Origin of the sequence: Ferrovibrio sp. (assembly GCF_046297895.1) — a bacterium.
Taxonomy (GTDB): domain Bacteria; phylum Pseudomonadota; class Alphaproteobacteria; order Ferrovibrionales; family Ferrovibrionaceae; genus Ferrovibrio.
The window spans coordinates 50,561-64,326 of sequence record NZ_JBKBHC010000002.1; the positions used below are offsets into that span (position 1 = coordinate 50,561).

Sequence of the window (13,766 nt, forward strand, 5' to 3'; positions counted from 1 at the left end):
GCGTGCTGGGCTCGCCGTGGCCCCCGGCCGCTCCCGGCTCGCGGGCTGGCGGGGGGGCGCCGGACGCGGCCGTGGCTGATGAAACGCTGAGCGAAAAAGCCAAGACCGGCCTGAACAGCCTGCTGGCATCGCTGAAAAAGCTGAACTGAACCCGCAGCCGCGGAAACGTATCAGGCCGCGCGGCCGCCGCGGCCCCGGCCCTTCGCCTGCTGCAGCGGCGGCGTCTCGTCGAACAGCTCGGCCAGCTTTTCCATCATCACGCCGCCGAGCTGCTCGGCATCCACGATGGTGACGGCGCGCCTGTAGTAGCGCGTGACGTCATGGCCGATGCCGATGGCGGTGAGTTCGACCGGCGAGCGTTTTTCGATCCAGTCGATCACCTCGCGCAGATGGCGGTCGAGGTAATTGCCCGGATTGACCGACAGCGTCGAATCGTCAACCGGCGCGCCGTCGGAGATCACCATCAGGATGCGGCGCTGCTCCGTGCGGGCCAGCAGGCGGTCATGCGCCCACATCAGCGCCTCGCCGTCGATATTTTCCTTCAGCAGGCCCTCGCGCAGCATCAGGCCGAGATTGCGCCGGGCGCGGCGCCAGGGCGCATCGGCACCCTTGTAGACGATGTGCCGCAGGTCGTTCAGGCGGCCGGGCTGGGCCGGCTTGTTGTCGGACAGCCATTTCTCGCGGCTCTGACCACCCTTCCAGGCCCGCGTGGTGAAGCCGAGAATCTCGACCTTCACGGCGCAGCGCTCCAGCGTGCGGGCCAGGATGTCGGCGCACATCGCCGCCACCGTGATCGGGCGGCCGCGCATGGAACCGGAATTGTCGATCAGCAGCGTGACGACGGTATCGCGGAAATCGGTGTCGCTTTCCTGCTTGTAGGACAACGGCAGGGTCGGGTTGGCCACCACGCGGGCCAGGCGGGCGGCATCGAGGATGCCTTCCTCAAGATCGAAATGCCACGAGCGCGACTGCTTGGCCATCAGGCGGCGCTGCAGCCGGTTGGCCAGCTTGCCGACCACGGATTGCAGGTTGGAAAGCTGCTGGTCCAGATGGTGACGCAGGCGGGCAAGCTCCTCGGCATCGCACAGGTCGTCGGCGCCCACCACTTCGTCGAACTGCTTGGTATAGGCCTTGTAGGTCGCTTCGCGGTTATGGCCCATCATGTCGGAAGCCGGCGGGCGACGGCCCTTGCCGGCTTCCTCGCCGGAGCCGGCCACCTGCTCTTCCATGCCGGCCTCGGCATCCATCTCGACCGCCTCGCCGCCCGCGGCATCGGCCGCATCGGCCTGCTCCATGCCGCTGGATGAGGCTTCGCCCTGTTCGGACTCGGACCCGTCGGACTGGCTCTGCGGCTGCTGGCCCTGGCTGTCCTGATCCTCGCCTTCGTCCTCGTCGTTCAGGTCGCCGTCTTCGTCGTCAACCAGCTCAAGATCCTTGATCAGCTTGCGCGCGACCTTGGCGAAGGCACGCTGATCGTCGATGCGCGCCAGCATGCCGTCCAGGTCGGCGCCGCCCTTCTGCTCGATCCAGTCCCGCCACAGCGACACCATCTTCTGCGCCTGGGCCGGGATCGGCTCGCCGGTCAGACGTTCGCGCGCCAGCAACCCCAGAACATCGGCAAGCGGCGCTTCCGATTTTTCCCTGATCTTGGCGTAGCCCTTGCTGCGGCAGCGTTCTTCCAGCGCTGCGTTCAGGTTCTGCGCCACGCCAGCCATGCGGTTGGCGCCGATCGCCTCCACGCGCGCCTGCTCGACGGCATCGAACACCGCGCGTGCCGTGCCGCCCTGCGGCAGCAGGCGGGAATGCAGGCCATCGTCGTGATGGCGCAGCCGCAGCGCCATGGCATCGGCCATGCCGCGGATCTGCGCCACTTCCGCCGCCGGCAACTCGCGGCCCGGCACGGGCAGGCGCGCGCGTTTGCCACGCAGGCCCGGCGTCTCCGGCCCGAAACTGACCTGCAGGTCGCGGTCATGCGAAATGGCCCGCGTCGCCGCGGTCAGCGCGCGCTTGAAAGGCTCGATCGGGCTTTCCGGCTTGTTGGCCATGCCAGGAGGTCCAGACTACGATGCCGCTGCCGGTTCAGTTCAGGTCGGCCTTGGCCGCGGTTTCCGGCAGTTCCTCGCCAAAGCAACGCTGGTAGTATTCGGCCACCATCGGCCGCTCCAGCTCGTCGCACTTATTGAGGAAGGTGAGCCGGAAGGCGAAGCCGACGCTGCCGAAGATGCGCGCATTCTCGGCCCAGGTGATCACCGTGCGCGGGCTCATGACGGTGGAGATATCACCGTTGATGAAGCCGGCGCGGGTGAGTTCGGCCACGGCCACCATGTTCTGGATCGTCTTCTTGCCCTGCTCACCGGTATAGCTCGGCGACTTGGCCATCACGATGGCGACCTCGTCCTCGGCCGGCAGGTAGTTCAGCGTGCAGACGATGCTCCAGCGGTCCATCTGGCCCTGGTTGATCTGCTGCGTGCCGTGATAAAGCCCGGTGGTGTCGCCCAGGCCGACGGTGTTGGCGGTGGCGAAGAGGCGGAAGGCCTTGTGCGGCCGGATCACGCGGTTCTGGTCGAGCAGCGTGAGCTTGCCCTCCACTTCCAGCACGCGCTGGATCACGAACATCACGTCCGGACGGCCGGCATCGTATTCGTCGAAGACCAGCGCCACGGGCGACTGCAACGCCCAGGGCAGGATGCCTTCGCGGAATTCCGTGACCTGCTTGCCGTCGCGCAGCACGATGGCGTCCTTGCCGACCAGGTCGATGCGGCTGATATGGCTGTCGAGGTTGACGCGCACGCAGGGCCAGTTCAGGCGGGCGGCGACCTGCTCGATATGGGTGGATTTGCCGGTGCCGTGATAGCCCTGCACCATGACGCGGCGGTTGTAGGCGAAGCCGGCCAGGATCGCGAGCGTGGTCTCGCGGTCAAAGCGATAGCTCGGATCCAGATCCGGCACATGCTCGGTGGGCTGGCTGAAGGCGGGCACCTTCATGTCGCTGTCGATGCCGAACACGTCACGCACGGAAACGGTGATATCCGGCAGATCGTTCGCCGGCATGGAAACGGGCTTGGTCTGAAGGGCCGTCATCGTCACTCTCGGGTTCTTGCTTGGGCTTGAATTCGCGCCGTGGGGGAGATCATTTGTTCAAGTATAGCCGCGTGTCTGGAGAAAGGCATAGGCCTGGTTAATGCTTTTCAGCCGTTCTTCGGCCTGTTTGTCACCGCCATTGGCATCCGGATGGTAGCGTTTGACCATCAGCTTGTACTGCGCCTTCAGGTCGGACTTCCGCAGCGGCAGCGTCACTTTGCCCAGATCGAAGCCAAGCTGCAGCAGCGCCTCGCGTTCGCGCGGATCGATCTGCAGTTCGGCCTTGGTCTTGCGGCGGCCGGCGCCCAGCGTGATGCCCACCTCGGCCAGGATGCCCAGATCGTCCTTGACCCAGACCTGAGGCTCTTCGCGCTGCGGCTTGGTGCCCAGCCGCCATGTGGGGCGATGCCCCAGCACATCCTGGCGCTGATAGCGTTCGACATCGTCAGCACTCATGCCGCGGAAGAAATCCCAGCCGGCATTGTACTGCCGCACATGATCCAGGCAGAAATGCCAGCGCCCGTCGCGCGGCTCACGGCTTTTCGGCGCGGGAAAACGCCCTTCTTCGCGGCAACCGGGATGATCGCAGCGCCGCAGCCCACGGCGGCCGAAAGCGGCTTCCGCCTCGGCGTCGAGAAAGATTTTCTGCTGGGCGGAACGGGCACGCGTCATGACCGATAAAGTATGGGTCCAAGGGGTGACACTGGCAAGGCAATAGCCCCTGCCATAGGGTTATGGCCGACCTGCATTTTTCTTGAGCGATCGGGGAGATTTCGTCATGTCGCTGGCCGAGCGGATCCACACCAACCTGACCCGGGCCCTGCAACCCCAGATGCTGGAACTGATTGATGAATCCGCCATGCATGCCGGCCACGCCGCGATGAAGGGCCTGCCGGCGGGGGAAACCCATTTTCGCCTGAAAATCGTGGCCGAGGCCTTTGCCGGCATGACCCGGGTGCAGCGCCAGCGGCGGATCTACGCGATCCTGGAGGCTGAACTGGCCGACGGCGTGCATGCCCTGGGCATCACCGCCCTCACCCCCGCCGAGGCCGCAGCCGGAAAATAAGTCGCGCGATTCTGCATCTAGTTGATTCTCCAGCACAACTAGTCGCGACAGATTCATGTGGATAATGCAACCTTTTCATTTGATTATTTCACGACTGCCCATTATAGGTTGCAACATGCCGATGACACGCCGCCCTCAGCATGCAAGTGCAGCCACAACCAACGCGCCAAGCCTGGTGACGCGCAACCTCAGGCTGGGCCGGGGCCGCACCAGCATCCGCCTGGAACACCTGGAATGGGCGGCGCTGGATGCCATCTGCGCCGTCGAGGGCATCGACCGGCATCAATTCGCCACCCAGGTCGACCGCGATCCCATGCGTCGGGAAAAGACCCTGACCTCGCGGGTGCGCAGCGCCATCCTGGCCTATTTCGTGGTTCGCTCCGGCGTCGGCGTCACGGGCATCGCGGGAACCGGCATTGCCGGCGCCCTGCAGGCGGCCACCATGCAGAATGCCGCCCTGCCCAACGGCCATGGTGACCGGCACGGCTTCAGCGCAAAACCGCCAGCAGCAGGACAGGAAGAGTCGCGAAACTGAGCAGGGTGGATATCACTACCAGGCTGGCCGTGGCGGCCGGATCGCGATTGAAGCGCACCGCGAACACGTAGTTCACCACCGCTACCGGCATGGCGCACTGGATGATGAATGTGCCGCGCGCCGCCCCCTCCAGCCCGAACAGCCCGCTCAGTCCGAAACCCACGGCGATACCCAGGCCCAGCCGCAGCAGCGACAGGATCAGGCCGTTCTTTAAGTCCTGCACCTTCAGGGTGGCCAGCGATACGCCGAGTGTGAGCAGCATCAGCGGAATGGCAATGCCGCCGGCTACCTGCAGGCTGCGCATGATCCAGAGCGGCGGCTGCAGCGCGATCATGTTGCCCAGGATGCCGAACAGGATCGCATAGATCATCGGCGAGCGCAGCACTTCGCGCAGGTTGCCGCGGCCGGCCATGATCGACTGGCCGAACGTCCAGTTGCCGAGCGAGGCGACGGCGAAGAACAGGATGCCGAGCGCCAGGCCCTGCGGTCCATAGGCAAAGAGGCAGAGCGACAGCCCGGCATTGCCGGCATTGGGAAAGGTGAGCGAGGAGACGAAATTGCGCACCGGCAGGCCGAGCAGCTTCAGTGCCGCGGCGCTGACGGCCATCACCGTGGCCAGGGCGATCACGCTGGCCAGCACCATCGTGCCCAGCATGCCGCGGTCGATCTCGGATGACAGCAGGCTGTGCAGCACCAGGCAGGGCGTGCCGATATTGGTGGCCAGCAGGCTGACGGTCTCGACCTGGAACGGGCGGCCGCGCTTGGCCCACAGCCAGCCGAAGCCGGCCAGCACGAAGAGCGGCGCAATGACCGAAAAAACCTCGGCGATCAGGGTGAGCGGCATGGCGGCGCTTATGCGGCCGCGGCGAGTTGCTCGCGCAGCAGGGTCTCCACCGCCTCGGGCGCCACGTCGTTGCGCTGCACGGCGCGGCCGATGGCCTCGGCCAGGATGAAGACCAGCCTGCCGTCGCGCACCTTTTTGTCCTGCTTCATGTGCTCAAGCAGCACTGCCGGCGAAAACAGCCGGGCGCCATCGACATCGCCGAGCCGCGCCGGCAGGCCGCTTTCGGCCAGGTGCCGCTCCACGCGCGGCGCCAGAGCGGCATCGCACAGGTCAAGCATGGCCGACAGCCGGAAGGCCAGCCCCATGCCCACGGCGACGCCTTCGCCATGCAGCAGGCGCTGGGAATAGCCGGTCTCGGCCTCCAGCGCATGGCCGAAAGTATGGCCAAGATTGAGCAGGGCGCGTTCGCCCTCCTCGCGCTCGTCGGCCGCCACGATGCGCGCCTTGTGGGCGCAGCAGCGCGCCACGGCCTGCGTGCGCAGGACCATGTCGCCGGCCAGCAGCTTCGCGCCGTTAGTCTCCAGCCAGGCGAAGAATTCGGCATCGCCGAGCAGGCCGTATTTCACCACCTCGGCATAGCCCGCGCGCAATTCGCGCGGCGACAGCGTATCGAGCAGGGCGACATCGGCCAGCACCAGCCGCGGCTGGTGGAAGGCGCCGATCAGGTTCTTGCCCTGGCGGCTGTTGATCGCGGTCTTGCCGCCGACGGAGGAATCCACTTGCGCCAGCAGCGAGGTGGGCACTTGGATGAAATCCATGCCCCGACGCAATACCGACGCGGCGAAGCCGACCAGGTCGCCGATCACGCCGCCGCCCAGGGCGATGACGTGGTCGCGCCGCTCGACCTTCAGCGCCAACAGCGCTTCGCACAGCTGCTCGAAACCGGCATAGGATTTCTGCTTTTCGCCCGGCGGCAGGATCACGGCCTCGCAGCCGACATTCTTTAGCGCCAGCGCGCGCTTCAGCGTGTCGAGGTGTTTCGCCGCCACGTTCTCATCGGTGACGATCACGGCATAAGGCCGGCGCAGCAGCGGCGCGATATGTTCGCCGGCCCGCTCCAGCAGGCCGCCGCCGACCAGAATGTCATAGGCGCGATCGCCCAGCGCAACGCGCACCTTTTGCTCTGTCATTGCTCTTACTCGGTCGGGAAAGGCGCGACCGGCTCGGCATGATGCCGCTCGGCCAGCTTGCGATAGGCTGGCGGCAACGCCAGCAGAATCTGTTCGACCACCGCCTCGTGCGGCCCGTCGATGCTGGTGACGGTGATGTCGGCCTCGGCATAGACTGGATAGCGCTCGCGCATCAGCCGCTCCAGCGTTCCGCGCAGGTCGCCGTTGGCCAGAAGCGGCCGGTTGCCGCGCCGCGCGCAGCGCTTGGCCAGCACATCGAGTTCGGCCTTGAGCCAGATCGAGATGCCGCGCTGGCCGATGCGGACCCGCGTTTCCGGATTCATGTAGGCACCGCCCCCGGTGGCCAATACGATGCGCGGCTGCTCCAGCAGGCGGGCAATCACCTTGCGCTCGCCGTCGCGAAAGGCCGCTTCGCCATGGGCGGCGAAGATTTCCGGGATCGTGGCCCCGGCAGCCTTTTCGATCTCGGTATCGGCATCGATGAAGTCGAACCCCAATCGTCCGGCCAGGCGACGGCCAACCGAACTTTTACCGGCGCCCATCAGGCCGACGAGCACCAAGCTGCGCAGACCGTCCGCATCAGCCCCCGTCTTGTCGGACCCGGCCCTGTCGGACACGGCCTTGTCGGACCCGCCCGTCTGCGCCCCGCCGCTCGAGTCGGACGGCGCGGCAACGGCAGCGACGGTATCGATAAAGCTCACGCCCATTCCCGTGATCCAGGCCCGCATTCTCGGGCCGGTTTCCGCCGGCCGCTTCGACATACCCATGCGGCCCGCGATTGCCTCATTCGGGCCGCGCCGGTACAATAAAGCAATTGCGTCACAATTCCAGCGCGCACCCCTCCATCTGGTCGCGCTGCAACACGGAGTCCGCGCCGCATGGCCCGTATGTCGATCATCCTGCTCCTGTTTCTCGTGCTGCTGATCGGCGGCGGTGGCGCCTTCCTGGCTAGCTGGGACATTCCGGCCCCGCGCGCCAAGGTCGAGAAGGTGATCCCCGCCGACCGGCTTGGGAAATAGGCGATGCGCGACGGGCCCGCACACCGCCGTCGCCGCCTCGCGGGCCGCGGCATCCTGCTTGCCGGGATAACCCTGCAGGCGGTTCTGGCAGCGGGCTTCGACCTGCAGGCCCAGCCTATACGCCTGACCCCGCCCGGAACGGAGCAGCGCCCTGACACGCCGCCGCAGGATAGTACCCCCCCTATCGGCCAGCCCGGCATGGGCCAGCCAGGCGGCGTACAGACAGCCCCCCTGGCTTCGCCGCAGCCCTCCACCGAGCTCGCCCCGCCCAACGGCAAATCGCCCGAATTCGTGATTCAGCCGCTGTCGGCCCCCGATCCATCGACGGCTGGCCTGCTGGACGACACCAATGGCGGGCTCGGCGCCGACATGTGGCAGGGCACCAGCCGCGCCCAGGCCGTGCAGTCAATCGGCATACTGCCCGCCCCCGTGAGCGCCAGCGCCCTGCGCGACCTGCAACGCCGCCTGCTGCTCACCACCGCCCAGCCGCCGGCCGGCAGCGGCGGCACGCCCAGCCTGCTGGGCCTGCGCGTGGAGCAGCTCTATCGCCTGGGCCAGATCGCCGCTGCCGAACAGCTTGGCACGCCACAACCGCCCGATCTGAAGGACCCGATCTTCCGCCAGATGCCCTTCGAGGTGGCGCTGCTGAAAAACGAGCTGGCGCGAGCCTGCGACCTGGCCGCGGCGGCCCTGCGCGAGGATGCCTCGCCCTATTGGCAGAAGGCGGCCGTGTTGTGCCGGTACAGCGCCAAGGACATTGCCGGCGGCGACCTGGCGCTCAGCCTGTGGCGCGATGGCGGCGGCGGCGAGGATCCCGCCTTCAACGCGCTGGCCGCCGCATTGCGCGGCGATGCGCGGGCCAAGGTGGAAACGCTCGGCGGCGCAAGCCCGCTGCATTTCGCCATGCTGCGCACCGCCGGCCGGCCGCTGCCGAAAGACACGCTGGATGTCGCACCGCCGGCCCTGCTGGTCGCGCTGGCCGCTTATGACAAGGCCGATGCCGAATTGCGGCTGAATGCCGCCGAGCGCGCCGTACGTTACGGCGCCCTGCCCGCCGAGTTGCTGGCAGAGGCCTATGCCGCCGCCGAGATACCCGAGGCGCAACGCGCGGCATTGACGGCGGCGATCGCCGGCGGCAAGGACAAAAGCGCGCGGGCCGCTGCCTATCTGTATCAGTCCGCCCGGGCGGCCGGCGATGCCAAGACACGGGCCGAACTGGTGCGCCGGGCCTACGATCTGGCGATGGCACGCGACCTGCTGCTGCCCACGGCGGCCGCCTACAAGCCGCTCCTGAACAACCTGGTGCCCAACGAGGCCAGCATTGCCGCCGCGCCCGCCGTGATCCGCATGGCGCTGGCGGCTGGCGAGACCGGCACCGCGCGGCTGTGGCGCAATATCCTGATGGCCCTGCCGCCCGAACGCGACAATGCCGGCGAGATCGCCGCCGAAGCCTGGCCATTGCTGCTGATCGCCGGCGAAGACGGCGACTGGCGCGACAGCCGATATGAGGCCTGGCTGGCCGCACACAAGGACATGCCGGCGGCGCAGCGCAATGCCCGCGCCGCGCTGCTGCTCAGCCTGGCCGAAGGCGCCGGGATCGCCGTGCCGACCGAGCGCTGGGACAGCCTGCTCAACGCCGCCGTCACTGGCGGCAGGGTGCCGCCGGTAGCGGTCTGGCGCAACCTGCTGCGCGCTTCCGAGGCCAAGGCAAAGGGTGAAACCGTGGCCCTCGCGCTGGCATTGCTAGGCCCCAATGGCGGCCTGGATGCCGACGGCCAGAGCCTGGCGACCGCGCTGGGCGCGCTGCGCAATGTCGGGCTGGCGGCGGAGGCGCGCCAGATCGCGCTGGAAGCGGCGCTGCTGCGCGGCTTCTGATCCCGCCATGGCCAAGCCATGAGGCATTCGGCCGACCGGCATATCGACGCCTTTCTGGAGATGCTCAGCGCCGAACGCGGGCTGGCGAAGAACTCCCTGCTGGCCTATCAGACCGACCTGGCCGATTTTGCGGGCTTCCTGACCGCGCGCAAGGAAGCCGTCGAGCATATTGGGATCGACAGCCTGCGCCTGTATGTGCAGGGCCTGGCCGATGCCGGACTGAAACCGGCCACGGCGGCGCGGCGGCTGTCGGCCCTGCGGCAGTTCTTCCGCTTCCTGCTGCAGGACGGCATCCGGCGCGATGATCCCGCCGCCCTGCTGGATGCGCCGAAGCGTGCAAGGCCGCTGCCCAAATTGCTGAGCGAGGACGAGGTCGACCGCCTGCTGCAGGCCGCGCGCGCATTGCGCGACGATCCAGCCGAGTCTGCACGCCTCGCCGCCCTGCTGGAGGTGCTGTATGCCTCCGGCCTGCGGGTAAGCGAGCTGGTGTCTCTGCGCTGGCCGCCTTTCGGCGACGATCCGCGTTTCCTGGTGATCCGCGGCAAGGGCGGCAAGGAACGGCTGGTGCCCTTAAGCGAGCCGGCACGGCAGGCCATCGAGGATTATGCCGGCTGGCGCGGCGATTTCATCACCGGCAAAAGTTCACCCTGGCTGTTTCCCTCGCGCGGCGAAAGCGGCCACCTGACGCGCCAGCGGTTTGGTCAGCTGCTGAAGGACCTAGCGGTGGCGGCCGGGATCGATCCCGCGAAAGTGTCGCCCCATGTGCTGCGCCATGCCTTCGCCAGCCATCTGCTGGCCCATGGCGCCGACCTGCGCGCCGTGCAGAAGATGCTGGGCCATGCCGATATCAGCACGACGCAGATCTACACCCATGTTCTGGAAGCGCGGAAGCAGGCGCTGGTGCGCCAGCATCATCCGCTGGCGAAAAACTGACCAACGGAAGTAATTTTATTTCGCAAACGCTTCTCCCAACGTCAGACTTGCCAAGCCCCTCCGCTCCAGTTAGCAGATGCAGCAAGACCAAAGGGAGAGTCAGTGCCATGAGCTTCAAGACCATCACCCCCGCCCCGGCCCGGCTGAACCGCTGCGAACTGGCGGTGCCGGGCAGCAATGTGAAGCTGTTCGAGAAGGCGGCAAAAAGCGCCGCCGACGTGATCTTCCTCGATCTTGAAGACGCCGTGGCGCCCGACGACAAGCCGCAGGCGCGCAAGAACATCATCCAGGCCCTGCATGACGTGGATTGGGGCAACAAGACCATGTCGGTGCGCATCAACGGCCTCGACACCCATTACATGTACCGCGATGTGGTGGAGGTGGTGGAGGGGGCCGGCGACAAGCTGGATCTTGTGATGGTGCCCAAGGTGGGCACGGCGGCCGATATCTATGCTGTCGACATGCTGCTGACCCAGATCGAGACGGCGAAAGGCTTCAAGAAGCGCATCGGCATCGAGGCGATCATCGAGACCGCGCTTGGCATGCAGAATATCCATGAAATCGCCGCCGCTTCGCCGCGCCTGGAAAGCCTGCATTTCGGCGTGGCCGACTACGCGGCCTCGACGCGGGCGCGCACCACCTCGATCGGTGGCCCGAACCCGCTCTATGGCGTGCTGACCGACAAGGACGGTGACAAGCCGCGCGAGTATTTCTGGGGCGACATGTGGCATTACGCCATCGCCCGCATGGTGGTGGCGGCCCGCGCCAACGGCCTGCGGCCGATCGATGGCCCGTTCGGCGATTTCTCGGACAACGAGGGCTACACCGCCCAGGCCAACCGCGCCGCCATCCTGGGCTGCGAAGGCAAGTGGGCGATCCATCCCAACCAGATTCCGCTGGCCAACGCGGTCTACACCCCGCCGGACGAGGAAGTGAAGAAGGCCCGCCGCATCCTGGAAGCCATGAAGGACGCGCAGGCCAAGGGCCAGGGGGCCGTGGCGCTGGACGGCAAGCTGATCGACATCGCCTCGATCCGCCAGGCCGAGGGCATCGTCAGGCAGGCGGAACTGATCGCAAAAGGCTAGAAATACAAGGCCGGGGATACGCGGCGCGGTCAGCCCGCCGCAGCAGCGGCGGGCCTGCCCTGGACAACCTTGTCCTGCCCTTCAGGCGCATGGTGGAATTCCGGCACCAGGGTATTGAGCAGGGATAGCATGGCCGCGTTGTCGCGCTGTGCCGCGGCAGCCGCCAGCTTCGCCAGCGCCTGCTCCAGTTCGTTACTGTCGATCACGCGTGGCGAGGCCAGCAGCACGCCTTCCTCCGGCGTCTTCACCAGGCTTTCATCCTGGTGCAGAACTTCCTCATAGAGTTTCTCGCCCGGCCGCAGACCCGTGAACGCGATCTTTATGTCGATATCGGGCCGCTTGCCGGCGAGGCGGATCATCTGCCGCGCCAGATCCTGGATGCGCACGGGCTCGCCCATGTCGAGCACGAAGATCTTGCCTTCGGCATGCAGGCCGTCGCGCGGCATGGCTGCGGCCTGCAGGATCAGCTCGACCGCCTCGCGGGTGGTCATGAAAAACCGCGTGACATCGGGATGCGTCACGGTCAGCGGACCACCATTGCCGAGCTGGCGCTGAAACAGCGGCACCACGGAACCTGAAGACCCGAGCACGTTGCCGAAGCGCACCGTGACAAACTGCGTGCCGGCATTGCCGCCGACGGAGCGATCGAGATCGAGGCTCTGGCAGACCATCTCGGCGATACGCTTGGTGGCCCCCATCACGTTGGTGGGGTTCACCGCCTTGTCGGTGGAGATCATCACCATGACGGCCACATGATGGCGACGGCAGGCATTGGCGATGATCTGCGTGCCGATCGCATTGGTCAGCACCCCCTCGCCGATATTGGCTTCCACCAGCGGCACATGCTTGTAGGCGGCAGCATGCAGCACAATGTCCGGATGATACTGGGCGAAGGCAAGCTCGACCGCTTCGGCATTGCGGACATCGCCCAGATGGGCGATGCGCGGCACCGTCGGCGCATGCTCGGCCAGCTCCATGTCGATCTGATACAGCGCATGCTCGCTCTGCTCGAACAATACGATCAGGGCGGGGCCAAGGGCCGCCACCTGACGCACCAGCTCAGATCCGATGGTGCCACCAGCCCCGGTGATCAGCACGCAGCTGCCGCCAATCAGTTGCGTCACCGCACGGCGATCCAGCACGCGCTGCGGCCGGCCCAGAAGGTCTTCTACCGCGATCGGCTGCACGTCCTGCCGCCCATCGCCCTCGCCGCGAAATTCGGTGAGGCGCGGCAGGCGCGCCACCGTGACGCCGAGCTGGGCCGACGTTTCAACCAGGTCACGGATGACGCGTCCGCTGAAGCGGTCGTCGGCCACGATGATGCGGCGCGGGCGGTCCATTTCACGTAGCTGCCCAATGATGGCCTGCAGGTTCGCGAGGCTGCCCAGCACCCGCACGCCACGCAGGTCGCGGCCATGTCGGTGCTCGGATTCATCTATGATGCCGACCACGCGATACACCGCGTCGCTGCGTTCCATTTCGCGAATGAAGGCATCGGCGGCCTTGCCCGAACCAAGCAGCAATACTGGAATGCGCTTATCCTCACCGCGCTTCAGAGCCTGGATCAGGCTGCCTTCCTTCCAGGTGCGGTAGAGCAGGCGCGGACCGGCCAGAAGGGTGACGAGAATAAAGAACTGCAAGACCAGGGCACTGCGCGGATAGGCATCCAGCCGGGTGACGAAGAACAGCAGAGGTAGGAAGATCAGCAGCGACAGGATGGTGGCGCGCAGGATCGCCATCATGTCGCGCAGGGAAGCGAAGTGCCATATCCCGCGGTAAAGACCGGCATACCGGAACACCACCGCAGCCACGACCGCAAAAGCCAGCATACCCTCCCAGGCATCCACCGGCGACCAGGGTATGTCGGCCAGCCAGTAACGCAGCCACAGCGCCAGGACGAAGGAGGCCGCCGCCATGACGATGTCATGCAGGGCCACCAGCAGAATGCGGCGGTTCATGTGCGGGATTTTCAACAGGTCAGCAGCCAAGGGTTTCGTGCAAAAGTGGCATATTGCTTCATCTTAACCGCTTCGCCCATTCAGCGAAATGCCCGCAAAAAACGACAGACCCCGGCACCGCGTTGGCGACATTGCCTTACCACGAACAGTGGCTGCATAAAAATACCGTAGGCCGCCCCGGCGAATCGCGATGCCGCCCTGGCCCGGCATTCGGCACGAGGAGGGCTTTCTGAACGACAA

The 13,766-nt window shown here is 66.4% G+C and carries 13 protein-coding genes; 6 read left to right on the forward strand and 7 right to left on the reverse strand.

Features of this window, described 5'->3' with window-relative positions:
- Positions 1-170 precede the first annotated feature (170 nt).
- From cobT to ACK4FK_RS02830, 3 genes are read right to left on the reverse strand one after another with little or no spacing between them, the layout of a single operon-like run.
- Positions 171-2,045, reverse strand: a complete 1,875-nt coding sequence (gene cobT / locus ACK4FK_RS02820; protein WP_409740807.1) for a cobaltochelatase subunit CobT — start codon at positions 2,043-2,045, stop codon at positions 171-173.
- 34 nt (positions 2,046-2,079) lie between these two features.
- Complete coding sequence (gene cobS, locus ACK4FK_RS02825; protein WP_409740810.1) at positions 2,080-3,081, reverse strand: cobaltochelatase subunit CobS; 1,002 nt, start codon at positions 3,079-3,081, stop codon at positions 2,080-2,082.
- Between the two features lie 57 nt (positions 3,082-3,138).
- Positions 3,139-3,753 (reverse strand): DnaJ domain-containing protein, encoded by a 615-nt coding sequence (locus ACK4FK_RS02830; protein ID WP_409740813.1) that lies wholly within the window; start codon positions 3,751-3,753, stop codon positions 3,139-3,141.
- A 106-nt stretch (positions 3,754-3,859) separates the two neighbouring features.
- On the opposite strand from ACK4FK_RS02830, the gene ACK4FK_RS02835 reads away from it, so the two are divergent.
- Both ACK4FK_RS02835 and ACK4FK_RS02840 read left to right on the forward strand, forming a co-directional pair.
- Positions 3,860-4,147, forward strand: coding sequence for a BolA family protein (locus ACK4FK_RS02835; RefSeq protein ID WP_409740816.1), 288 nt, complete (start codon positions 3,860-3,862; stop codon positions 4,145-4,147).
- A 121-nt stretch (positions 4,148-4,268) separates the two neighbouring features.
- A complete protein-coding gene (locus ACK4FK_RS02840; protein WP_409740819.1) occupies positions 4,269-4,682 on the forward strand; it encodes a ribbon-helix-helix domain-containing protein in 414 nt (137 codons plus the stop codon).
- Here the strand turns inward: ACK4FK_RS02840 and ACK4FK_RS02845 are convergent.
- Genes ACK4FK_RS02845 through ACK4FK_RS02855 form a run of 3 tightly spaced genes read right to left on the reverse strand, consistent with a single transcriptional unit; the run spans position 4,636 to position 7,363 of the window.
- A complete protein-coding gene (locus tag ACK4FK_RS02845) occupies positions 4,636-5,526 on the reverse strand; it encodes an AEC family transporter (protein ID WP_409740822.1) in 891 nt (296 codons plus the stop codon). The genes ACK4FK_RS02840 and ACK4FK_RS02845 overlap by 47 nt on opposite strands.
- 8 nt (positions 5,527-5,534) lie before the next feature.
- Positions 5,535-6,656, reverse strand: coding sequence for a 3-dehydroquinate synthase (gene aroB / locus ACK4FK_RS02850; RefSeq protein WP_409740824.1), 1,122 nt, complete (start codon positions 6,654-6,656; stop codon positions 5,535-5,537).
- A 5-nt stretch (positions 6,657-6,661) separates the two neighbouring features.
- On the reverse strand, positions 6,662-7,363 hold the full coding sequence (locus ACK4FK_RS02855; RefSeq protein WP_409740827.1) for a shikimate kinase: 702 nt from the start codon (positions 7,361-7,363) through the stop codon (positions 6,662-6,664).
- Positions 7,364-7,534: 171 nt separating this feature from the next.
- Here ACK4FK_RS02855 and ACK4FK_RS02860 point away from each other — a divergent pair, with 171 nt between their 5' ends.
- From ACK4FK_RS02860 to ACK4FK_RS02875, 4 genes are all read left to right on the forward strand, one after another.
- Positions 7,535-7,675, forward strand: a complete 141-nt coding sequence (locus tag ACK4FK_RS02860; protein ID WP_409740830.1) for a hypothetical protein — start codon at positions 7,535-7,537, stop codon at positions 7,673-7,675.
- 3 nt (positions 7,676-7,678) lie between these two features.
- On the forward strand, positions 7,679-9,550 hold the full coding sequence (locus ACK4FK_RS02865) for a hypothetical protein (protein ID WP_409740833.1): 1,872 nt from the start codon (positions 7,679-7,681) through the stop codon (positions 9,548-9,550).
- An 18-nt stretch (positions 9,551-9,568) separates the two neighbouring features.
- A complete protein-coding gene (locus ACK4FK_RS02870) occupies positions 9,569-10,483 on the forward strand; it encodes a site-specific tyrosine recombinase XerD (protein ID WP_409740836.1) in 915 nt (304 codons plus the stop codon).
- Between the two features lie 107 nt (positions 10,484-10,590).
- Positions 10,591-11,568 (forward strand): HpcH/HpaI aldolase/citrate lyase family protein, encoded by a 978-nt coding sequence (locus ACK4FK_RS02875; RefSeq protein ID WP_409740838.1) that lies wholly within the window; start codon positions 10,591-10,593, stop codon positions 11,566-11,568.
- Between the two features lie 29 nt (positions 11,569-11,597).
- Here the strand turns inward: ACK4FK_RS02875 and ACK4FK_RS02880 are convergent, their stop codons facing one another.
- Positions 11,598-13,526, reverse strand: a complete 1,929-nt coding sequence (locus ACK4FK_RS02880; protein WP_409740841.1) for a polysaccharide biosynthesis protein — start codon at positions 13,524-13,526, stop codon at positions 11,598-11,600.
- Positions 13,527-13,766: the final 240 nt, after the last annotated feature.